The following is a 20,632-nucleotide window of genomic DNA, read 5'->3' as shown; positions in this document are numbered from 1 at the left end:
ATCAGCTGTTTACAACTTCAACTGGGGTTTGGTCCTTGAGGTTCTGGTGACCGACGGTAACCACGGTCTCGCTGCCTACCAGGCCGCTGGTAATTTCAACCATATCGCTGTTTTCGAAACCCAAGGTAACGGGTACTTTTAGCGCTTTTCCTTCGCGCACCACGAACACAGTGCTTTGATTATCAATACTGATTAATGCCTGGCGCGGTAACAATGGTGTATCTGAACGGGTGTCATAATTCAGCGCAACTTCGGAGAACATGCCAGCCTTTAATTGTTCATTGTCGTTGGCAACGGTTAGCGTCACTTTAAATGTGCCGGTGGTGGCATCGATGACCGGACTGATCCGTTCTACCCGGGCGGTCACGGTTTCATTCGCCAGGGCAGGAATTGTAAGGGTAGCGGCTTGTGCTTTTTTAATACGAGAGAGCTCGCTTTCTGGCAGATAAACAATACCTTGTAGGGCTTTTTGCTGAACAATGTGGAACATGCGTTCACGTTGGAATGATTCGGTGAGGTTCCCCACCTTCGCATTGCGCTCTGCAATGTAGCCGCTGATCGGTGCGGTAATGGTGGTTTCTTTTAAATCCAATTCGGCTAACTCTACATTGGCGCGTGCAGATTGATACTGTGCCGTGAGCTTTTGAAATGCATCATCACTCACCAGTTTACGGGAGTAAACCTTGTTAATTTTCGCCAGTTCCTGCTCGATACCAGCTAGATCAGCCCGAGCCTTTTCGAGGTTCAATTCATATCGACGTTTATCGAGTTGCGCCAGCACCTGGCCTTTCTCGACGTAATCGCCTTCTTCAACCAAAATGTGTTCAATGATCCCGGCTGCTCTGGCGACCACAAACGCTTCTTCCTTGGCTTCGAGGATCGCTGTGGTGGCGTAATTTGAAGAAATGACACCCCGCGTAATGGTGGTGGTTTCCACCGGAATGCTAACAACAATAACGTCTTTTTTCTTATCGTCTACGGCGCCAGCATCGCCGCAGCCAGTGAGTAGTGAGGTGAGCATCCCTAGAGTAAGAGAGGCGGCTAACAGATGTGTTTTCTTCGTTTCCATGGTCAAAACCCGCAAGGTGAACTGTTATTAGTTATAGGCGGTTATGAGCATCGTGCATGCCAAGGTGTGGAAAACGAAATAATATGTTTTAAATCAGTATGTTATTTTTATTTGTAAGATATGGTGAATTTGAAGAGTCGCTAAATGTGGTCTGAATAACTATTTAATGGTGAATGCCGCCATTGTTATATGGCGGCATTAGGCGAAGCAACGGTTAGGTCCACATGACACAAATGGCCGCTGCCGAGATTAACAGCAAGCCGGCTATTTCGTTCCGTTTAACCGGAGTTTTAAGCATCCATGCGGATATCAACATGGTGGTGAGCACTTCAACCTGACCGAGTGTTTTCACATAAGCCACATACTGAATACTCATGGCACTGAACCAGCACATAGAACCAAAGCAACTGGTTGTACTGGCAGCCAGCGTGAGCGGTAATTGACGGCGAAGTTGGCCAAACACTTCGGGTTCTTTTACCGCGATGTAGCCGGCCAGTAGTGCGGTTTGCACACACAACACCCATAACAACACCCAGGCGGCGCTAACCGGAAACGGTACGTCGAGTAATTGAGCGGCTTCACGGACATACAAAGAGGTAAGGGCGAAGCTACCGCCACAGGCAAGACCAATTAGCGCCGTTTTAATGCTTAGTTCACCCTTTCGGGTTGCACCACTTAATACAAAAACAGCAACAGCGCCGACAACAATTCCAACCCAGCCGAGTAGCGAGAGCTGGCTACCGAAAAACAGCGTACCAAGCACTGCTGCCACCAATGCTTCACTCTTTGCCAGCCCGGCGCCTACAGCAAAGTTTTTTTGCTTAAATAGCGTCACCATTAAGAAGGTGGCGACAATTTGCATCACTGCAGATATACAAACAAACCCAATGAACTTCATTGAAAATGAAGGTACCGATACCGAATAAAACTGATACAGGCCGAGAAGATATACAAGCGCGATAGGTGGAGCAAAAAGAAAGCGGGCGAGGGTGACGCCGGAGGTATTTACTTTTGCACCGAGCTTGCTTTGGAAGGCATTTCTGAACGTTTGAAAAAGGACTGCGCCCAGGGTAAGAAATATCCAGGTCAAAATCTGGTTTCCCTAATGGAATTAAGCGATTGAGAAAATAAAACGAAGACGCCAGAGCGGCGTCTTCACATGTTTGGTATTCGTTTTCTAGCTGAGAATTTCGTAGCTGGTTTCAATGTCCACATTGCCGGCCAGCATAAGCATCACAGAACAGTATTTTTCTGCTGACAACTGTACGGCACGAGCAACGGCTTTATCGGTAATACCGGTGCCTTTCACTTTATAGTGAGCGTGAATTTTAGTGAATACGCGAGGCGGATTTTCAGCCCGTTCCGCATTGAGCTCACATTCACAGTGCTCAATTTCAAAACGGCCTTTCTTTAAAATATCCACAACATCAATACTTGAACAACTTCCCGCCGCAATCAACACCGATTCCATGGGGGAAATAGCCTGGCCATTGCCATCCATCACCGTTTTGTATCCGGAATCTGTTGTACCGGTAAACGTAAGGTCGTTGTCCCAGATAACTTTTGCTTTCATTTATACCTTGTCCTTAACCTTATTTGTTCAGTCTAATGGCAGTTTTATCAATGGAAATACGACGCTGTTTATACAGTGCCCCCAGCGCCTTTTTATAAGCGGCCTTACTCACATTAAAATGTGAATAAATTTCCTCTGGTTTACTTTTGTCGGTTAGCGTAGAAACGCCGCCATGCGCTTCTAAGTCGTCGAGAATGGCTTCTTCCAACGTTTTACGACCGGCTTTATCGGTGCGCTGTAGGGCAACATCAATTTTGCCGTCTTCACGTACCGTTTTGACAAACGCTTCCAATTCCTGGCCGATGCGCAATTTCTTGTAGGCATCACTGTGAAAAATAAGTCCAAGATATTGCTTCTCGATGACAACCTTAAAGCCGAGTTCGGTTTTTCCGTAAACAATGCAATTAATCGCATCGCCGGCTTTCAAATAGGGCGCACTTTCCTTCAGGAATCGATGCAGCTTGGTGGCACCTAAAATACGGTTAGTACTTTCATCAATATAAATATGCACTACATAATGCATGCCTTCATTTACCGGCGTTTCCTGCATCCCTGATGGCACCAGCAAATCACGGTCGGCGCCCCAGTCAAAGAAGCCGCCAAAATGTGTCGCACCAACGGCCTTAAGTACCACCGTATCGCCTACATTCGCTATAGGGGCATTGGGCCAGGCTTCGAGATTGCCGGTTTCATCCAAACCAACGAACACATTAAGCTCGTCTCCTGGCTTAACTGGCTGATCTAAATTTGCGGCTTTCTCGTGAGAAAGCAGAACAAGGGGATCGTTGTCGTCACCGGTAGTGAGGTGAAAGCCAAAGGGTAATTCTTCGGCAACGCGTAAAGGATTGATTTTTCCAATGTCTATCATCAGGGACTGACTGTAAAAGTAAATACAGGTAGTATGATAACGAATTGTCGGAGTTAGCTAAACCATTATGAAGTTGAATTGCGATTTGGGTGAGAGTTTTGGGGCCTGGACCATGCCGGTAGATGCCTCGGTAATGAATTATATCGACCAGGCCAATATTGCCTGTGGCTTTCATGCCGGCGATCCCGTTGTTATGAAACAGGCAATTAAAGCCGCAGTTAGCGCTGGTGTCACCATTGGTGCGCACCCTTCTTATCCTGATTTACAAGGTTTTGGCCGACGCTCAATGGCCATGTCCGATACAGAACTCAAAGCCTGCATTCAGTATCAGGTGGCGGCCTTGAGCGGCATGGCAGTGTGTGAAGGTGAAACCGTGCGCTACGTTAAGCCCCACGGCGCATTGTATAATGATTTGATGCAAGACAAGCGCATCCGTCAGACCGTGATGGAGGCGGTGGCTGAAATCGGCAACGGCAAGTTGGCATTGATGATTCAAGCGCACCCTACGGCAAATCTGTTGCGTGAAGAAGCGGCGCAGTTTTCACTACCGTTGATGTTTGAAGCGTTTGCCGATCGTCGCTATACCGATGATGGCTATCTGATGTCTCGGCGACTCGCGGGGGCCGTGCTTAACACGCAACAAGCTGAAGCACAGGTGCGTCAACTACTTGCCGAAGGCACGGTGACAACAGAAAGTGGCCGCCAGCTACTGTTAGAAGTCGATACGTTATGTGTACACGGCGATTCAACCGGCGCTGTGGAAATGGTAAAAACCTTCAGGACGATGCTAAATGATGCAGCCATTTAATGCCGTCAGCCGTATTGAGCATGCCGGGTTGGATGGACTGATATTATACTTTTCAGACAACGATATTCAGGCAACCAGTGCCAGAGTGTCGAATTGTCATCAGGCATTGAAAGCCGCCTCGCCAATTTGGCTTCGTGAAGCCATACCGTCGTTTGATTCTCTGCTCGTCATCTTCGATCCATACGCTATTGATGATCATGGTGTGTATCAATTTATTCACCAATTACCGGTTCGCCAGGATAATGTCATTGCCGGTAAGCACCACCGTATTCCTGTGTGGTACGGCGCGCCTGAAGCCAATGATTTGGAAGATATTGCTCGTTTAACCGGCCTCAGTAAAGATGGCATTATCAATACCCATACTGCCACCACATATCGTGTTTACGCGGTGGGGTTTGCGCCAGGTTTTGCTTACCTGGGTGACAGTGCGGATAGCTTAAACGTGCCCCGACGACAATCGCCTCGTACCGCCGTTCCTGTTGGTGCTGTGGCCCTGGCCGATAAACAAAGTGCGGTTTACCCGCAGCGCTCGCCCGGTGGATGGCAGCTACTCGGACTTACGCCGGTAGCCATGTTTCGCCCTGGGGCAGAGCAACCGGCGTTATTAAACATGGGCGATACGGTATCGTTTTATGGTATCGACGAAGACACATTTCGACAGTGGGATATACAAGCATGACGTCGCTTAACGTAATCAGCCCTGGAATTGTGAGTCTGCTGGTGGATGGCGGTCGAATTGGTATGCAGGATCAGGGTTTTTCTGGGTCTGGTCCGTTGGATCCCGTGAGTTTTCGGTTCGCTCAGTGGTTGTGTGGTAATGCTATCGACACCGCAGCCATCGAAATTGTGGGGAATGCCGCTTTTCGTTTTAATATGGCGGCTACCATTGCCTTATGCGGGCCCGATGTTCACCTCACCATCGATGGCGGTGAATTTCCCACCTGGCAAACGGTAACGGTAAAACCGGGGCAAACTATTCAAATATCGGCTGAGCAAATAGGGCAGCGCTATTATCTTGCGGTGTCGGCGGATTGGCAGGTACCCACAGTGGCAGGTTCGGCTTGTACCGTAATGCGAGAAAAACTGGGTGGGCTAAAAGGGGATGGTTCGCCGCTGAAGGCGGGAGATGACTTGTCGATGAAGGCAAGAGCGGTAGCACCGACCAGAAAAATTCCGTATTCCTTGCGCCCTGATTTTTCATTAACCACGCCTGTCGACATTATTCCGGGTTATCAGCATCTTGCCTTTGACACCGTGACGCAAGCAACCTTCTATTCATCTGCTTATACCGTTACGCCGCAAAGCGACCGTATGGGCATGCGGTTGTCGGGGGCCGCTGTGCCAAGTTCGTTAACGGCAATGCGCTCAGAGGGGATTAATTTCGGTTCTGTACAGGTGCCATCCGATGGTCAGCCAATTATAATGCTCGCCGATCGGCAAACCCTGGGGGGTTATCCCAAAATTGGTGTTGTTGCCAGTTACGACATCCCGCGATTAGCCCAGGCCGTGGCAGGGAGTGAACTTGCTTTTACACCTGTCGATGCAAACAATGCCAGAAGTACCTGGCTTCTCAAAGAAACTAAGATTAAACGATTTTTTCAGGAATAAGTGTTACTGATGACAACGGCTTTTTTAAACGATTCGTATCTTCCACTGGAAGAAGCCAGAATATCTCCTATGGACCGTGGTTTTCTCTTTGGCGACGGTATCTATGAAGTAATTCCCACTCTTGGCGGCAAGCCTGTTGGGATGGGCGCACATCTATCTCGACTGCAAGATGGTCTTGATGCGTTATCGATTACCAATCCTAAATCCGAAACAGAATGGCGTGAACTGGTATCAGCGCTGGTGCAGAAAAACGCACAACATCTTCAGTCTGACTCTGTTGGTATTTATATTCAGGTGTCCCGTGGCACCGTGATGAATAGGGCGCATGGATATCCGGAAGATATTCCGCCAACGGTGTTTGCCTTTGCTTTTGCTACAGCTGCGCCGCCAGTTGAAGACATAAACAAAGTGTCTGTTTTTTCCGTGATCACCGGTGAAGATAAACGCTGGCAACGCTGCAATATTAAATCGACCTCTTTGCTAGGTAACGTAATGCATTTTCAGCAAGGAAAAAGTGCCGGAAAGCAGGAAATAATCTTACTGAACCACAGAGGCGAAGTTACCGAAGCAAGTGCGTGCAATGTATTTGTCGTAAAAGACGGCGTAATTATGACGCCACCTCTCGATAATCAAATTTTACCGGGTATCACCCGTAAATTGGTGATCGACAGCCTCAAGCTTGAGGGAATAGAGGTGCAGCAGAAGCCCATAACGAAAGCCTTACTGGATAATGCCGATGAGGTTTGGCTAACCAGTTCAAGCAAAGAAATCGCGCCTGTGACATCGGTAGATGACAAACCGGTAGGCAGCGGCAAAGTCGGGGATGTTTGGCTACAAGCTATTCGCGTGTTTAATCGCCACAAATTTGAGTTGTAAAAAAAAGCCTGCTTCAAAGCAGGCTTTTTTCTTATTCTGTTTTGTCACAGGTGCCGTCTTTACATTCACCGTAGAGATAGAGGCTGTGATGCGTTAGTTTGATGTTGTTACGTTCAGCAATTTCGATCTGACGTTGTTCAATAACCTCGTCTTCAAACTCAATAACCTTGCCACACTTCAGGCAAACGAGATGGTCGTGGTGTTCTTTATGGCTGATTTCGAAAACTGACTTACCGCCTTCAAAATGGTGACGGTTAAGAATGCCCGCATCGTCGAATTGGTTAAGGACGCGATACACGGTAGCCAGACCAATTTCTTCGCCCTGATCGATCAGGATCTTATACACGTCTTCAGCGCTGATATGCTGATTAGCCGGTTCCTGCAGTATCTGCAGAATTTTTAAACGAGGAAGCGTAACCTTAAGGCCCGCTTTTTTCAGTTCTTTATTTTGATCCATAGATAACCACTTCTATACGCACTTTTATTTAATCGCTCATTATAGGTACTTTGTTTTCATTTGAAAGTACATGCCGACGAATTCTTCACATTTATTTGCGCTTGTTGTTGCGCATTATTCATTTTTTGACCAGTGATAACGATGAGAGAGTAAAACGATTTCTCTCAGTATATTAACAAAACTAAAACATGTTATTTCATTATCAGATTAATAAGGTTAATCTTAAGGACAGGTATGACCTCTTGTTATTCAGTCACTGTGCATGTCAAAAGGCGATGTTAATTTTCGACTGAATTACGCAAAAATAACAATATAAATTAAGATTATCAGTGCAATGCATTGATTTCATGATTACAAAGGGTTGAGACCGTCTAATGCGCTTAACAGTAGTTCAAAAAATCACATTGGGTTTTGCTTTATTTGGCTGCCTGCTCCTTATTACCAGCTTGCTTGCTTACCTGGGTTTAACCGACATTCGGCAATCTGCCCGTGCCGTGGTAGCAGAAAAAATGCCGCTGCAAACGAGTATGATGTCGCTTAAAACCGATAGCCAGCTTTTGGCCAACATATCGGTAAACGGTTATTTCACCGAAGAAGCCACAGCGCTCAAAGAAAACCACGCGGAATTCGCTGCACTGAGTGAAGTATTGGCTGAAGAGATGTCGGTGTTCGACACGCACTTCTCGAATAATCAGGAAGCTGCACAGGCTGTAGAGTCCACTCAGTTGTTTATTAGTGAAAGCATGAAAATGTATGCTGCCCTGGAAGAGAGCAAAGAAGACCAGTTTTCTTTGGCTGAGAAACTAACCAGTGCCCAGGCGCACATCAATGAAGCTGGTGCGTTGATGATGGATTTAAGCTTTCTTGAGTCGGACCAGCCTGGTTTTGATGCGCTAGCAGGCCTGGGGACGAACATCGATAATAAGCTCATCACCCTTAGTGCGTTAGTGGGTGAACTTGTTGAATCGGTTAAACCAAACCAGTCCGCTAAATTAATATCAGACCTCAATTATCAACTGAGCAATCTGGATGTCGATAAAGCGTACTTTTTACGCTCAGCCGACGGCATGGATACAGACGGCATTGTAGAGAAATTTCAGTCTGAATATGCCGAAGTGGTGCAATTTATTGAAGGTGACAATGGCATTATTGCGTTGCAAGAAAATAAAATAGCGCGGATCGAGCTTGCAGCAAATAGCAGACTTATTGCCAATACTGCCTTTACCGACGCCATGGCGACAATTAATACGCTCTATGATGAAGTGTCTGCAGAAACCCTCGAAGGACAAAACCTTATTCTCGACACGGTTCAGGATAGTTTGCTCGATACTCTCATTGTGTGCGGTATTGGCCTGTTGGCAGCAGTCATACTTACGTTAACTGTAAGAAAGAGTATCGCGGGGCCATTAGGTCGAATTAACGCTGGACTCGGGCGCTTGAGTCAGGGAGATTTATCTTATCGTCTGGCACAAGATGGTAACGATGAATTTGCTGATCTCGCTGCAAAGGTAAACAGCTTGGCTGATGCTCTGCGAGAACTTATCGGCAACATTCAGGATAAAGAGCGTGCCGTACTTAGCGTTGCTCAGGAAAGCATGAAAATGGGCGAACGCAGTTTGTCGCTGGTGGATCAACAGCGAGATCGGGTGCACCAAACGTCGGCAGACACCGATAATGTCCGTGAAACCAGTCAGAAAAACCTGGCGATGATTGAACAAGCGCTAAATGAGTTAAATGGCGTGGCCGAACAAGCAACGGCAACCTCTGATATGGTGAAGCAAAATCGTCAGCAGGTTGCGGAACAATCTGCGCAGGCGCTGGAATCTGCAACTATTATCGGTCGTCTTGAAGAAAACAGTAAAAATATCGGCTCTATTCTTGATGTCATTAAAACCATTGCAGAACAAACAAACTTGCTGGCGCTGAATGCTGCCATTGAAGCAGCACGGGCAGGTGAGCAGGGGCGTGGCTTTGCGGTGGTTGCTGACGAAGTACGGACTCTGGCTAACCGTACCCAGAACTCTACCGAAGAAATTGAGAGTATGATTGGTAGTTTACAGCGTGATGCACAAAACGCGGTAACAGCCATTAACATCAGTAAAGAAAAAGCCGAACAGGGCGTGTCGGTGAGTGAGCAGGTTTATCAGCAAGTGAACGACATTAGCGATGTTATCGCTAAGCTACAGGCTTTCAATAAATCTTTTGTGCAAGATACCCATGCGCAGAACGCATTACTAACGGCGGTGGCAGGCAATCTTGATGCGATTGTTAAATTGGCAGACGAAAGTGCGCAAAGCACACGCCAGGCCAATGAGTCGAGTGGCCGTGTAGACAAACAAATGGAGGGCTTAAGGGCGGTAATTGAGCGCTTTAAGGTTTAACCTAAAACAATTTAGCACAGGTACAAAAAAACGGGCTGAAGCCCGTTTTCTTTAAAAATGTATCTGCTTTAAGCCAATTCAGCTAAACATAATTCTTCGTGAAGCTGCTTACACCAGGCGCGAACACGCTCTTCAGTGAGTTCAGGCTGACGATCTTCATCGATACCTAAGCCAACGAAATGATCATCGTCTGCCATGCCCTTGGAGGCTTCAAAGTCGTAACCTTCAGTAGGCCACTGACCAACCAGAATAGCACCACGTGGTTCTACGATATCGCGTACCATGCCCATGGCATCCAGGAAATATTCTGCGTAGTCTTCCTGGTCTCCGCAACCAAAAATCGCAACTAGTTTGTCATTGAAATCAATCTCTTCCAGTTCAGGGAAGAAATCATCCCAGTCGCATTGGGCTTCGCCGTAATACCAGGTTGGAATGCCGAAAATAAGCAAATCAAACTCTGCGATCTGTTCTTTGGTACTTTTTGCGATATCCTGAACATCAATCAGGTTTTTACCTAATTCTTTTTGAATCATTTTCGCAACGTGTTCGGTATTTCCTGTGTCGCTACCGAAAAACAAGCCAACACTTGCCATAATTAACCTCTGTCCGATATGTCTTGTGAAATTACACGCCAGTGCTCAGGAAGAACAACTCAATGATACCTTTGGCAACGAAACCCAGTGCACCCAGGCCAAGTACTCCGTAGGCCACCACGCGACCAATCAACGGTACATCATTACTTTTCAAAACATCATGAACGGCGTAGCCCATTAACAGAAACAGGCCAATCAGGCCCAGAGTGAACATGATGGATTCGATGGTTTCGTAATTTTCAGCAAGCATAGTTTTACTTAGTCCAAAATCGGCGCAAACTATAGCACACAATTTATCTCACTCGCAGTGAAATGAATGACATTTTTGCGCTATATCAGTTGTTATGGGCGCGCCAACTGTTTTTCAATAATTCGATTGAATGCATCTGGCTTTTCAGAGTGCAGCCAGTGTCCCACACCTTCAATAATGTGAGCACGTGCATTAGGGAAATAATCAGCAATTGTGCCTTGCATATTCATATCGATGTAATCTGAATTACCCGCTTTGATAAACAATGTTGGCTTATCAAATACGGCATCAATAGTCTGCCAGCCAATAATTTCCTGATAATTAGCTTCCAGACCAGCAAGGTTAAATCGCCACTGCCAGTTTTTCTGCTCGTTTTGATACAGGCTTTTTAACAGGAACTGTCGTACGCCTGCTTCCGGGATAAGGGGTTTCATTGCAGCATCTGCATCAGAGCGTTTGCTTACTGCGCCGAGATCAACCGAATTCAGCCCTTTGAATATGTCGTCATGTCGCGGTTTGTAAGTCACAGGAGCGATATCTGCAACGATCAGCGAATCCAGCTCATCGGGATAACGCAGTGCAAACCGCATGGCCACTTTACCGCCAAGAGAATGGCCAACTATAGCCACTTTCGATTTTTTGTATTGTTGAATAAGGGGAAGTAGCGCATCCACACAGGCGTCGAGTGAAAAATTATCAATGTGTTTGGATTCACCGTGATCAAGCAGGTCGATGGTGAGTACATTCATGGAGTCGACAAAATGGCGTCTTACCACAGACAAATTATCCATGGTGCCAAATAGACCGTGAATAACGACTAAAAGTACATCGGAATCGTTTTTTTCAAAATAAGAGTAATTTAGCGGGGAGGGCATGTCATAACCTAAAAAAGGCGACCAATGTCGCCTTTGTAAATTAATGTAAACTTAGAAATTAAATCGCGTAATCTTCGAGAGATTTACCGCTTTCAAGGGCGTCTTTGTATACGCGAGGCATACGTCCGATACCTGTCCATGGGTGCTCTTTACCATCGCTGTCTGTTAGCGTGTATTTAACAGGACGTTTCTTACCAGTAGATTTCTTTTCTGCAGGTGCGGATTCTAAATCACTAACATCAAGGCCAGCTTCTTGGAGTTGCTTCTGAATGTCTGCAATTTTTTGCAGTTTTTCTTGCTGCTCTTTCTGTTCTTCGAGATCTTTTTCTTTACGCTTCTCGATAATGTTGGTTAATTTTTCCTGTACAGATTCTAATTCGGCTGTGCTTAAATCCTTTACTGCACCTTGTAAACGTCTTCCGTGAGTTAAAATTTCTAAAAAGTCGCTCATTAATCAACCTTGTGTTAGTTTTCTATGTAATTAAACGGGTATTTAAATTTTAGTCTAAAAAAAGCAGCGTATCACTGCTTTTTTTATTTAATTCGATAAATACTTACAAAAAATGAGATAGATCACTATTTAAGAGCGTTTACATATTCGGATAGTTTGGCCCGCCACCCCCTTCAGGTGTTACCCATTGAATATTTTGTGAAGGATCTTTAATGTCGCAGGTTTTGCAGTGAATACAGTTCTGTGCATTTATTTGTAAACTTTTGCCCGTGCCATTTTCTACTATTTCATAAACCCCCGCAGGGCAATAGCGTTGTGCTGGCTCGTCAAACTTTGGCAAATTCACATTGATTGGAATTAATTTATCGCTGAGTTTAAGGTGACAAGGCTGATTTTCTTCATGATTTGTATTCGACAAGTACACCGATGAAAGCTTATCGAAACTAAGAATGCCATCAGGTTTAGGATACGTGTGAAGTACGCACTCTTGAATACTTTGCATAGAAACGTAATCCGCTTTCCCGTCGGCAATTTCAAATTTTGAATTACCATTCAATACATTTTGTTCAAATGTATTAAATGCGCCGCCCCAGATTGCACCATATTTGTGAATTGCAGCACCAAAGTTTCTTGAACTATGTAGTTCATTAAATAACCAGCTTTGTTTAAATTGCTGGCTAAATTCTGCTTCTAACGACTGTTGAGAGCTTTGAGTCATTTGTTTAATTAGGGTGTCCGCGGCGAGCATGCCGGATTTCATCGCGGTATGATTTCCTTTTATTTTAGAAAAGTTCAAAGTACCCGCGTTACACCCCACCAGCATACCGCCAGGAAAAGCCATTTCTGGTAAGGAATTAAAACCACCTTTTGTAATGGCCCTGGCGCCATAAGAAACCCTTTTTCCATTTTCGAGATAGCGTTTAAAAACGGGGTGATGTTTTAACTGTTGGAATTCATCGAAAGGACTTAACGTTGGATTCGTGTAATTAAGGTCTACAATTAATCCGACAAATACCTGATTATCTTCGGCATGGTATAAATAGCCGCCGCCAGTGGCGTCTGAAAGTGGCCAACCCGTGGTATGAATGACTTTTCCAGGTTGATGCAGTGCAGGATCTATATCCCATACTTCTTTAAATCCGAGGGCGTAGTGTTGAGGCTGGCTATCTTTATCTAAGCTGAATTTTTCAATTAATTGTTTCCCCAGATGTCCCCGACAACCTTCAGCAAACAGGGTATATTTTGCTCGTAGTTCCATGCCGGGCATAAAGCCTTCCTTATGGCTACCGTCACTGGCCACGCCCATGTCACCGGTAATCACACCGGCCACAGCGCCATTGTCATCATACAAAATGTCTGCTGCAGGAAAGCCCGGGAAAATTTCAGCGCCTAAGGTTTCTGCTTGTTCTGCCAGCCACCTACAAACATTACCCATAGATACAATGTAGTTACCAGGGTTATGCATCGTGCGTGGAACAAGGCTATTGGGAATTTTATGACTTCGCTGCTTATCGCGAAGATAATAGATATCATCTTCCGTTACCTGCACATGCAGCGGTGCATTTTTTTCTTTCCAGTCAGGAAAAAGCTCGTCTAACGCCGTTGTTTCAAATACAGCACCGGAAAGAATATGTGCGCCTACTTCAGAACCTTTCTCAACTACGCACACCGTCAGAGGCTCAGCTAAAGAAGAAGCTTGCTGCATCAATCTGCACGCAGCAGAAAGGCCTGCTGGGCCAGCACCAACGATAACAACGTCAAATTCCATCGATTCTCTTTCCATGACTCCTCCGCATTGCTTGATTTTTGTAATCAGGTTGACGTTTACGTCAACAGAAAGTAAATTGCATGCTAAGTTTACGTTAACGTAAAGATAAAGTCAGGTAACAGAAAGAAGGCTTTCTTCGACAAGTGGTAACAAATGCTGACAGTGCACTATCCCTTGTCGACGAAGAAGAAAAAGCCCACATGTTATTTGGCAATAAATTAACCGACAGAATGGGGTGTAAAATGAAAATACTCGTTCCCGTAAAGCGCGTTGTGGACTACAACGTAAAGGTGCGTGTTAAAGCAGATGAATCCGGGGTTGATCTGACCAATGCTAAAATGGCGATGAATCCATTTTGTGAAATTGCGGTAGAAGAAGCGATACGCCTGAAAGAAAAAGGCATGGCTGCTGAAGTTGTGGTGGTTTCCATTGGAACAAAAGCCTGTCATGAGCAGATAAGAACGGCACTGGCGCTTGGGGCAGACCGGGGTATTCATGTTAACACCGAGCTGAGCCTTGATAGCTTACAGGTCGCAAAATTACTCAATAAGGTGGTAGAAAAAGAACAACCTGGATTGGTTATTTTGGGTAAACAAAGCATTGATTCAGACAATAACCAAACCGGACAAATGCTGGCTGCGTTGGCAGATATGCCGCAAGGCACTTTTGCCTCTGAAGTCTCTGTAGAAAATGACCAAATAAGCGTAACCCGTGAAGTCGACGGCGGGTTGCAAACACTACGTCTGAATTTGCCTGCTGTGGTTACCACCGATCTGCGACTGAACGAACCCCGTTATGCCACGTTGCCGAATATTATGAAGGCCAAGCGTAAACCCTTGGATACCATTGAGGCCGATGAGTTTGGTGTTTCACTGGAATCCAAAGTAAAAACCATAAAGGTAACGCCACCGGCGCAACGCAGTGCCGGAATTAAAGTGGCGGACGTGGCAGAACTGGTGGATAAACTTAAAAATGAAGCGAAGGTGATCTCATGAAAACACTGATTATTGCTGAACATGATAACCAGAGCCTGAAGCCGGAAACCGCAAGACTGGTATCGGCTGCCACAAAGTTGGGCGGCGAGATTCATATTCTTGTTGCGGGTGAAAACTGTGCAAATGTAGCAGATGCAGCGGCTAAACTTGAATCTACCGCGAAGGTATTGTTAGCAGACGGGGCATCACTAGGTCACCAACTGGCAGAAGAGGTCGCCGCATTGATAGTGACGTTGGCAGGCGAGTACAGTCATGTTCTGGCCGCTGCAACCACTACAGGTAAAAATATTATGCCAAGGGTGGCTGCTTTACTCGATGTTGCGCAGATTTCCGACATTATCGCCATCGAAGCGCCTAACCGGTTTGTTCGTCCAGTTTACGCTGGCAATGCTATTGCTACCGTTGAGTCAGATGAAACTCAGCACGTTATTACGGTGCGCACATCGGCATTCGAAGGTGTGGTGGAAGGTAACAGCGCGCCCGTTGAGTCGGTGGCTGTGCCAGCAAGCAAAGATAAATCGACGTTTATCAGTGCCGAAATCGCTAAGTCGGAAAGGCCTGAATTGACCGCTGCCAACGTGATTATTTCCGGTGGTCGGGGTATGCAAAATGGTGAAAACTTTAAGCTGTTGGAAGCCATCGCTGACAAACTGGGTGCGGCCATAGGCGCGTCGAGAGCTGCGGTAGATGCAGGCTTTGTGGCAAATGATATGCAGGTGGGTCAAACCGGGAAGATCGTTGCGCCTGATTTGTACATTGCAGTGGGAATTTCAGGCGCCATTCAGCATTTGGCTGGGATGAAAGATTCCAAAGTCATTGTTGCAATAAATAAAGACGAAGAAGCCCCGATTTTTCAGGTCGCTGATTATGGTTTGGTGGGGGATTTATTTGATATTTTGCCGGAATTGGAAAAAGCACTCTAAACGGCGTTTATCCAATGAATGCGGTAAGGCTCCTGCATGATTAGGAGCCTTACTCGGGATAAATTGTAGCTAGACTCTGACCACTGAGTTTTCTTCGAGAGACACCGGGGAGGGAGTATAAGCATCTGCTTCCCAATCATTTTCCCAAACATCACCGTCTAACAGATAGCGGAATTGATATTCGCTGTCCGATTCCAACGTTACCGTTTGCGTAAAGTCACCATTTTTCAGTTTCTTCATAGGCGCGACTTCTAAATCCCATTCGTTGAAGTCGCCGATAAGCTTCGCGGTTTCTGCTTCCTTGGCTTCATTGGCATTTAATCTGAAAGTGACTTTGCAAGCTGGTTTAGATTTCAAATACTGTTTTTTTAGACTCATGAGATCCCTCGTGCTAAACGACTAATACCTATACAACTTAAGTCTAAAATATCAACAGTTCAAGGTGTTTTGCAGATATTTTAACCGCATCAGCTATATAACGTTTTTTAGCGGCGAGCGACAGGCTGAACCCATGCGTTAAAACGTCATTTATAGGCTATACATTATTTGTAACAGGTTTATAGATTTAGAAATAAAATTTAACAATCTAAAGGCAGTCAGCTTTACGGAAGGCGGTTACACTTAGCGCCATCATTATTATAAGGGTAATTTGCATTCTTCTTCAGAATGGGTCTTTACCTGTCAAAACGATATCCCATAAAGGAAGCACCATGTCTAAAAGCGGTTGGGTCAGATCTATCGGGCCATTATTAGTACTTTTAATCGCCGTATTGTTGGCCATCATTTTCATTGCATCGAAAAAGCCACCTGAGCAAAAAGAGGTGGTGACCAAAGATTTTCTGGTAGAAGCACAAGTAGTAAATCGTGAGGCAACCGCTTTTGTGGTGAGTTCACAGGGTAATGTGGTGCCAAAAAACCAGACGCGAATCAGTGCCCAGGTAAGTGGTCAGGTTGTGTCGCTTGCAGACGTGTTTGAAGTGGGTGGCATGTTTAAGAAAGGGGATGTACTGGCGGTACTGGAACAAACCGATTATGAAACCGAATTAAAACTCGCTGAAGCCGAATTGGCGCAAGCTGTGGCTGCTTTGCAGGAAGAGATAGCCCGCGGCAAGGTGGCTGAAACGGAGTGGCGTTCGGTGAACTCTAAGGTACCACCGGAATTGGGCTTACGGAAACCGCAACTTGCCAGCGAGCAGGCGAATGTGAAAGCCGCAGAAGCCAAACTCGAAAGAGCACGCCGTAATCTCGACAGAACTGAAATTAAGGCCCCATACAATGGTATTGTGATTGCTCGCAATATCGACCTGGGACAATTTGTCTCATCGGGGAGCGAAGTCGGTACGTTGTATTCCACTGATGTGGCGGAAGTGCGTTTACCGATTACGGAATCTGAGTTGGCGTATATTGATTTGCAAGCTGAACTGGCCAATAACACTGCGGTTGTGCTTTCAGCTAAAGTGGCAGGACAACGACAACACTGGCAAGCTAAATTAGTGCGTACCGAAGGTATTCTCGATTCAGGTAGCCGGGTTATTTATGCCGTGGCTCAGATCAACGATCCGTACAATATGAATAAAGATCCTGCCCGCGCCACACTGCGTTTTGGCCAGTTTGCTGAGGCAGAGATAACAGGAACCCAGTCACAACCCCTTTATGTGCTTCCTCGCAGTGTCTTACGACTGGACAATTCTATTCTCACTGTTTCTGATGAGAACACGCTGCAAATAAACGACGTTGAAGTGATTCGTGCTACCGCTAAACATGTGTATATCAACGACGGGTTACCCGAACAGCCAAAAGTGGTATTCAGTGTAGTGCCAAACCCTTATGAAGGCATGAAAGTGAGAATTTCTGGCGAAGAACTACAACAGGAAGACGATACCGATGCTGACTCTATTGAACTGAATGTTACAGGTGGTAGCGATGAGTAGAGTCGACACGCAAAAAGGCGTCATTGCCTGGTTCGCAAGAAACAGTGTAGCGGCGAACCTGTTGATGATCATACTGATCATCGGCGGCATTTTTTCAGCCCTTTCAATTCAAAAACAGGTTTTTCCGGCGTTTGAAATTAATGTGATTAACGTTCGCGTACCTTATCTGGGGGCCGCCCCACAGGAAGTGGAAGAGGGCGTCATCCTTAAGATTGAAGAAGCCATCAAAGAAGTTGAAGGTATTAAGCAGATTAACTCAACCGCCGTGGAAGGCATGGGCACGGTAAGTATTGAGGTGGAAGACGACTACGACGTACAGGATGTGATGGATGAGGTAAAAGTGCTCGTCGACGCCATTCCTAGTTTTCCTAACAATACTGAAAAACCCGTCGTATACCGGCAAAAAATTCAGCAGGACGTTATATGGGTGTCGGTGTACGGCGATGCCAGCGAGCGTGAGTTAAAAGAATTCGCTAAAAGCATGCGTGATGACATTGCAAATCTGCCGGGTATTTCCAGCGTATCTGTTGAAGGTGCCCGTGACTATGAAGTGTCAATTGAACTGTCTGAAGTTGCGTTGCAAAAATATAGTCTGACATTTTCAGAAGTCGTTAACGTGGTACGTGCTTCCAGTGTTGATTTACCTGGGGGTTCGATAAAAACTGAAAATGGCGACATTCTGCTGCGCACCAAAGGGCAGGCTTACCGCGGCGACGAATTCGCCCGTATTATTCTGCTCACCGACAGTAACGGCAGTCGGGTGACCTTAGGTGATGTGGCTGAGATCAACGACGGTTTTGTTGAAGACAATCAGTTCTCTGAGTTTGATCACAAAGATGCGGTGCATATTCGCGTTCGTGCCGTGGGCGATCAAAACGCACTTGAAATTTCCAAACAGGTTAATCAATACCTTGACGAAAACCGCGACAGCTTTCCGGGGAATATTTCAGCTGATTCGTGGGGCGACAGTTCGTTTTATTTAGCAGACCGCTTAAACATGATGTTGTCGAACATGTTCTTCGGCGCCTTACTGGTGTTTATCGTTCTGTCGTTGTTCCTGAAAATTAAACTGGCGTTCTGGGTGATATGGGGGCTACCCGTGTGCTTCTTAGGCACGTTGCTTGTGATGCCTACAGACGCTGTAGATGTCTCTATCAATATGTTGAGTCTGTTTGCCTTTATTCTGGTGCTCGGGATTGTGGTAGATGATGCCATTATCATGGGGGAATCAGCGTATTCGGAAATAGATAAAAAAGGGCACTCTACCGAGAACGTAATTATCGGCGTGAAGAAAGTGGCAATGCCTGCCACCTTCGGCGTATTAACCACGGTAGCTGCGTTCACCCCTATGGTTCTGGTATCCGGACCAATGGGCGTAATTTGGAATACAATTGGATGGGTGGTAATTGTTTGTTTACTTTTCTCTTTGTTGGAATCCAAACTTATTCTTCCGGCTCACTTGGCGCACATGAAGCTCAAGCCCTACGATCCGGCAAAAGCGAACCGTTTCCAGCGTTTCCGAGACTTTTTTGCTGAAGGCATTAAAACCTTTGTCGACAAAAAGTATGCGCCGTTTTTACGCAAAGCTATCCATTATCGTTATCTAACGCTGTCCGTGTTTGTGGCAATGATGATCCTCACCATTGGTCTGTTTGCAGGTGGTTTGGTTCGGTTTGTGTTTTTCCCCAATATTCCCAGTGATTTTATGCAGGCTTCCTTCGAGCTTGAGCCTGGTTCGTCAATCCAGCAGCGTGACCAAACCCTCAATACGTTACTTGAAGCCATGAGCCGTATGGATAAAACCATCACTGACGAAACCGGCGCGGCCATCGTTAAACATGCCGTGGCATTTGACAGCGGTTCCACAGGAGGTGAGATCTTCGTGGAACTGACGAAAGGTGAAAGCCGTGAAATGAAGGACTTTGAGATCCATCAACGCTGGCGTGATGAGCTGCCTGAAATACCTGGAATGAAAACACTGGATATCGGCGCTGGCGGTGGGTTCGGAGGCGGTGCCGACCTCAGTTTTGAATTCACTTCGTCCAATATCGACGCGTTACGGTCTATCAGTGCTGAGTTAAAACAGCGTTTGTCGACTTTCGAAGGTGTAACCGATATTAACGATACCTTTGCTGGGGGCAGTGATGAAATTCAGCTATCACTGACACCACAGGCAGATGCGTTGGGTATTTCGCTGCAGCAACTTGGTCAGCAGGTAAGATACGGCTTCTACGGCGCTGAGGTGCAACGTATTCAGCGTGATGAAGAAGAAGTGAAGGTGATGGTGCGCTATCCCAAAGAAGAGCGTTCCTCTATCAGTCATTTGCAAGAAATGCGTGTACGCGCGGCAAATGGCGATGATATTCCGTTTGAAGAAGTGGGCGAGATTTCCCTGGGCAAAGGGTACGACTCGATTCTTCGGGTTGATGGAAATCGATCGGTTACGGTTACCGCCAAAGTGAATAAAGATCTCATTGAGCCGGGTGAAATCACCCGTGAAGTGACAATGACCATTGTTCCGGATTTACTTGAACGCTATCCGCGGGTGAATTTTAAATTACAAGGTAACTCAAAAGAGGAAGCAGACGCTATGCTGGGGCTTGCGCAGGGGCTTATATTCGCGCTGTTTGCGATATATGCGCTGTTAGCCATTCCTCTGAAGTCTTACAGTCAGCCGTTTATCATTATGTCGGTTATCCCATTTGGCATCGTTGGCGCTATTTTTGGTCACCTGGTACTTGGCCTGGCGGTGAGCGTATTGTCGATATGCGGCATTATTGCGTTATCCGGCGTAGTGGTAAACGACAGCCTTATTATGGTTGATTTTGTAAACCGGGCACGACAAGAAGGGCACCGATTGATTGATGCTGCCATTCAGGCCGGAACACAACGTTTCCGCGCCATTGTATTAACATCGCTGACTACCTTTATGGGCTTAATGCCCATCGTGGCAGAAAAAAGCTTACAGGCACAAATTGTTATCCCAATGGCGGTATCGCTGGCATTCGGTATCTTATTTGCCACTGTGATTACCTTGTTGCTAGTGCCTTGTCTGTACATGATGATGCACGATATACGGAACTTGCTACGCGGCCGCAAAAAACAACAGCATGTGGGTCATTATCAGCAGAGCGACCCGCAAGCGGTCGATCAGCAGTAATTTAAAAAAAGCCCGATTCGGGCTTTTTTCATACAATTTGCTTGAT

Annotated in this window: 20 protein-coding genes; 9 read left to right on the top strand and 11 right to left on the bottom strand. The window is 46.1% G+C overall.

Annotation, left to right across the window (positions count from 1 at the left end; genetic code table 11):
• Position 1 precedes the first annotated feature (1 nt).
• The 4 genes from BFC18_RS21225 to BFC18_RS21210 form a co-directional block, all read right to left on the bottom strand.
• Entirely contained in the window at positions 2-1,069 is a 1,068-nt protein-coding gene (locus BFC18_RS21225) for an efflux RND transporter periplasmic adaptor subunit (protein WP_070127767.1), read from the bottom strand.
• A 214-nt stretch (positions 1,070-1,283) separates the two neighbouring features.
• The gene (locus tag BFC18_RS21220) at positions 1,284-2,159 is read right to left on the bottom strand and encodes a multidrug transporter (protein WP_070127766.1); all 876 of its coding nucleotides are present in this window, start codon (positions 2,157-2,159) and stop codon (positions 1,284-1,286) included.
• 87 nt (positions 2,160-2,246) lie between these two features.
• The gene (locus tag BFC18_RS21215; RefSeq protein ID WP_070127765.1) at positions 2,247-2,642 is read right to left on the bottom strand and encodes an OsmC family protein; all 396 of its coding nucleotides are present in this window, start codon (positions 2,640-2,642) and stop codon (positions 2,247-2,249) included.
• A 19-nt stretch (positions 2,643-2,661) separates the two neighbouring features.
• Entirely contained in the window at positions 2,662-3,510 is an 849-nt protein-coding gene (locus BFC18_RS21210; RefSeq protein ID WP_070127764.1) for a CvfB family protein, read from the bottom strand.
• Between the two features lie 67 nt (positions 3,511-3,577).
• On the opposite strand from BFC18_RS21210, the gene BFC18_RS21205 reads away from it, so the two are divergent.
• From BFC18_RS21205 to BFC18_RS21190, 4 genes are read left to right on the top strand one after another with little or no spacing between them, the layout of a single operon-like run.
• Positions 3,578-4,318, top strand: coding sequence for a 5-oxoprolinase subunit PxpA (locus tag BFC18_RS21205; protein WP_070127763.1), 741 nt, complete (start codon positions 3,578-3,580; stop codon positions 4,316-4,318).
• Positions 4,302-4,997: a 5-oxoprolinase subunit PxpB gene (gene pxpB / locus BFC18_RS21200; protein ID WP_083273232.1), complete on the top strand. Its 696-nt coding sequence runs from the start codon at positions 4,302-4,304 to the stop codon at positions 4,995-4,997. Before BFC18_RS21205 ends, pxpB begins: the two co-directional genes overlap by 17 nt.
• Complete coding sequence (locus BFC18_RS21195; protein WP_070127762.1) at positions 4,994-5,926, top strand: 5-oxoprolinase subunit C family protein; 933 nt, start codon at positions 4,994-4,996, stop codon at positions 5,924-5,926. The genes pxpB and BFC18_RS21195 overlap by 4 nt, the downstream gene beginning before the upstream one ends.
• 9 nt (positions 5,927-5,935) lie before the next feature.
• Positions 5,936-6,802 (top strand): aminotransferase class IV, encoded by an 867-nt coding sequence (locus tag BFC18_RS21190; protein WP_070127788.1) that lies wholly within the window; start codon positions 5,936-5,938, stop codon positions 6,800-6,802.
• A 31-nt stretch (positions 6,803-6,833) separates the two neighbouring features.
• Here BFC18_RS21190 and fur read toward each other — a convergent pair whose 3' ends face one another.
• Positions 6,834-7,259, bottom strand: a complete 426-nt coding sequence (fur, locus tag BFC18_RS21185; protein ID WP_070127761.1) for a ferric iron uptake transcriptional regulator — start codon at positions 7,257-7,259, stop codon at positions 6,834-6,836.
• 374 nt (positions 7,260-7,633) lie between these two features.
• Between fur and BFC18_RS21180 the strand changes: the two genes are divergently transcribed.
• Complete coding sequence (locus tag BFC18_RS21180) at positions 7,634-9,640, top strand: methyl-accepting chemotaxis protein (RefSeq protein ID WP_070127760.1); 2,007 nt, start codon at positions 7,634-7,636, stop codon at positions 9,638-9,640.
• A 68-nt stretch (positions 9,641-9,708) separates the two neighbouring features.
• Here the strand turns inward: BFC18_RS21180 and fldA are convergent, their stop codons facing one another.
• The 5 genes from fldA to BFC18_RS21155 form a co-directional block, all read right to left on the bottom strand.
• Positions 9,709-10,233 carry a flavodoxin FldA gene (gene fldA / locus BFC18_RS21175; RefSeq protein WP_070127759.1) on the bottom strand — a complete coding sequence of 175 codons (525 nt, stop codon included), beginning with the start codon at positions 10,231-10,233 and terminating at the stop codon, positions 9,709-9,711.
• Between the two features lie 31 nt (positions 10,234-10,264).
• Positions 10,265-10,483 carry a DUF2788 domain-containing protein gene (locus BFC18_RS21170; protein WP_070127758.1) on the bottom strand — a complete coding sequence of 73 codons (219 nt, stop codon included), beginning with the start codon at positions 10,481-10,483 and terminating at the stop codon, positions 10,265-10,267.
• A 92-nt stretch (positions 10,484-10,575) separates the two neighbouring features.
• Entirely contained in the window at positions 10,576-11,358 is a 783-nt protein-coding gene (locus BFC18_RS21165; RefSeq protein WP_070127757.1) for an alpha/beta fold hydrolase, read from the bottom strand.
• 58 nt (positions 11,359-11,416) lie between these two features.
• Positions 11,417-11,809 carry an H-NS histone family protein gene (locus BFC18_RS21160; RefSeq protein ID WP_070127756.1) on the bottom strand — a complete coding sequence of 131 codons (393 nt, stop codon included), beginning with the start codon at positions 11,807-11,809 and terminating at the stop codon, positions 11,417-11,419.
• Positions 11,810-11,948: 139 nt separating this feature from the next.
• Positions 11,949-13,592, bottom strand: coding sequence for an electron transfer flavoprotein-ubiquinone oxidoreductase (locus BFC18_RS21155; RefSeq protein ID WP_070127755.1), 1,644 nt, complete (start codon positions 13,590-13,592; stop codon positions 11,949-11,951).
• Positions 13,593-13,819: 227 nt separating this feature from the next.
• On the opposite strand from BFC18_RS21155, the gene BFC18_RS21150 reads away from it, so the two are divergent.
• Together BFC18_RS21150 and BFC18_RS21145 are read left to right on the top strand one after the other, a co-directional pair.
• Positions 13,820-14,572, top strand: a complete 753-nt coding sequence (locus BFC18_RS21150; RefSeq protein ID WP_070127787.1) for an electron transfer flavoprotein subunit beta/FixA family protein — start codon at positions 13,820-13,822, stop codon at positions 14,570-14,572.
• Positions 14,569-15,495, top strand: a complete 927-nt coding sequence (locus tag BFC18_RS21145) for an electron transfer flavoprotein subunit alpha/FixB family protein (RefSeq protein ID WP_070127754.1) — start codon at positions 14,569-14,571, stop codon at positions 15,493-15,495. The genes BFC18_RS21150 and BFC18_RS21145 overlap by 4 nt, the downstream gene beginning before the upstream one ends.
• Positions 15,496-15,564: 69 nt before the next feature.
• Here the strand turns inward: BFC18_RS21145 and BFC18_RS21140 are convergent, their stop codons facing one another.
• A complete protein-coding gene (locus tag BFC18_RS21140; protein WP_070127753.1) occupies positions 15,565-15,873 on the bottom strand; it encodes an isoamylase early set domain-containing protein in 309 nt (102 codons plus the stop codon).
• A gap of 332 nt (positions 15,874-16,205) precedes the next feature.
• On the opposite strand from BFC18_RS21140, the gene BFC18_RS21135 reads away from it, so the two are divergent.
• Together BFC18_RS21135 and BFC18_RS21130 are read left to right on the top strand one after the other, a co-directional pair.
• Positions 16,206-17,426, top strand: coding sequence for an efflux RND transporter periplasmic adaptor subunit (locus BFC18_RS21135; protein WP_070127752.1), 1,221 nt, complete (start codon positions 16,206-16,208; stop codon positions 17,424-17,426).
• On the top strand, positions 17,419-20,586 hold the full coding sequence (locus BFC18_RS21130) for an efflux RND transporter permease subunit (RefSeq protein ID WP_070127751.1): 3,168 nt from the start codon (positions 17,419-17,421) through the stop codon (positions 20,584-20,586). Before BFC18_RS21135 ends, BFC18_RS21130 begins: the two co-directional genes overlap by 8 nt.
• Positions 20,587-20,632: the final 46 nt, after the last annotated feature.

The sequence above is a fragment of the Alteromonas confluentis genome, from assembly GCF_001757105.1.
Taxonomy (GTDB): domain Bacteria; phylum Pseudomonadota; class Gammaproteobacteria; order Enterobacterales; family Alteromonadaceae; genus Alteromonas; species Alteromonas confluentis.
This window is presented reverse-complemented; position numbering and strand designations above follow the sequence as displayed.

Bases quoted from the DNA above. Each gene is read 5' to 3' on its own strand.
- fldA (WP_070127759.1), bottom strand. From the start codon at position 10,233: ATGGCAAGTGTTGGCTTGTTTTTCGGTAGCGACACAGGAAATACCGAA.
- BFC18_RS21165 (WP_070127757.1), bottom strand. From the start codon at position 11,358: ATGCCCTCCCCGCTAAATTACTCTTATTTTGAAAAAAACGATTCCGAT.
- BFC18_RS21130 (WP_070127751.1), top strand. From the start codon at position 17,419: ATGAGTAGAGTCGACACGCAAAAAGGCGTCATTGCCTGGTTCGCAAGA.
- BFC18_RS21140 (WP_070127753.1), bottom strand. From the start codon at position 15,873: ATGAGTCTAAAAAAACAGTATTTGAAATCTAAACCAGCTTGCAAAGTC.
- BFC18_RS21180 (WP_070127760.1), top strand. From the start codon at position 7,634: ATGCGCTTAACAGTAGTTCAAAAAATCACATTGGGTTTTGCTTTATTT.
- BFC18_RS21150 (WP_070127787.1), top strand. From the start codon at position 13,820: ATGAAAATACTCGTTCCCGTAAAGCGCGTTGTGGACTACAACGTAAAG.
- pxpB (WP_083273232.1), top strand. From the start codon at position 4,302: ATGATGCAGCCATTTAATGCCGTCAGCCGTATTGAGCATGCCGGGTTG.
- BFC18_RS21135 (WP_070127752.1), top strand. From the start codon at position 16,206: ATGTCTAAAAGCGGTTGGGTCAGATCTATCGGGCCATTATTAGTACTT.
- BFC18_RS21190 (WP_070127788.1), top strand. From the start codon at position 5,936: ATGACAACGGCTTTTTTAAACGATTCGTATCTTCCACTGGAAGAAGCC.
- BFC18_RS21155 (WP_070127755.1), bottom strand. From the start codon at position 13,592: ATGGAAAGAGAATCGATGGAATTTGACGTTGTTATCGTTGGTGCTGGC.
- BFC18_RS21195 (WP_070127762.1), top strand. From the start codon at position 4,994: ATGACGTCGCTTAACGTAATCAGCCCTGGAATTGTGAGTCTGCTGGTG.
- BFC18_RS21170 (WP_070127758.1), bottom strand. From the start codon at position 10,483: ATGCTTGCTGAAAATTACGAAACCATCGAATCCATCATGTTCACTCTG.
- BFC18_RS21160 (WP_070127756.1), bottom strand. From the start codon at position 11,809: ATGAGCGACTTTTTAGAAATTTTAACTCACGGAAGACGTTTACAAGGT.
- fur (WP_070127761.1), bottom strand. From the start codon at position 7,259: ATGGATCAAAATAAAGAACTGAAAAAAGCGGGCCTTAAGGTTACGCTT.
- BFC18_RS21225 (WP_070127767.1), bottom strand. From the start codon at position 1,069: ATGGAAACGAAGAAAACACATCTGTTAGCCGCCTCTCTTACTCTAGGG.
- BFC18_RS21215 (WP_070127765.1), bottom strand. From the start codon at position 2,642: ATGAAAGCAAAAGTTATCTGGGACAACGACCTTACGTTTACCGGTACA.
- BFC18_RS21145 (WP_070127754.1), top strand. From the start codon at position 14,569: ATGAAAACACTGATTATTGCTGAACATGATAACCAGAGCCTGAAGCCG.
- BFC18_RS21210 (WP_070127764.1), bottom strand. From the start codon at position 3,510: ATGATAGACATTGGAAAAATCAATCCTTTACGCGTTGCCGAAGAATTA.
- BFC18_RS21205 (WP_070127763.1), top strand. From the start codon at position 3,578: ATGAAGTTGAATTGCGATTTGGGTGAGAGTTTTGGGGCCTGGACCATG.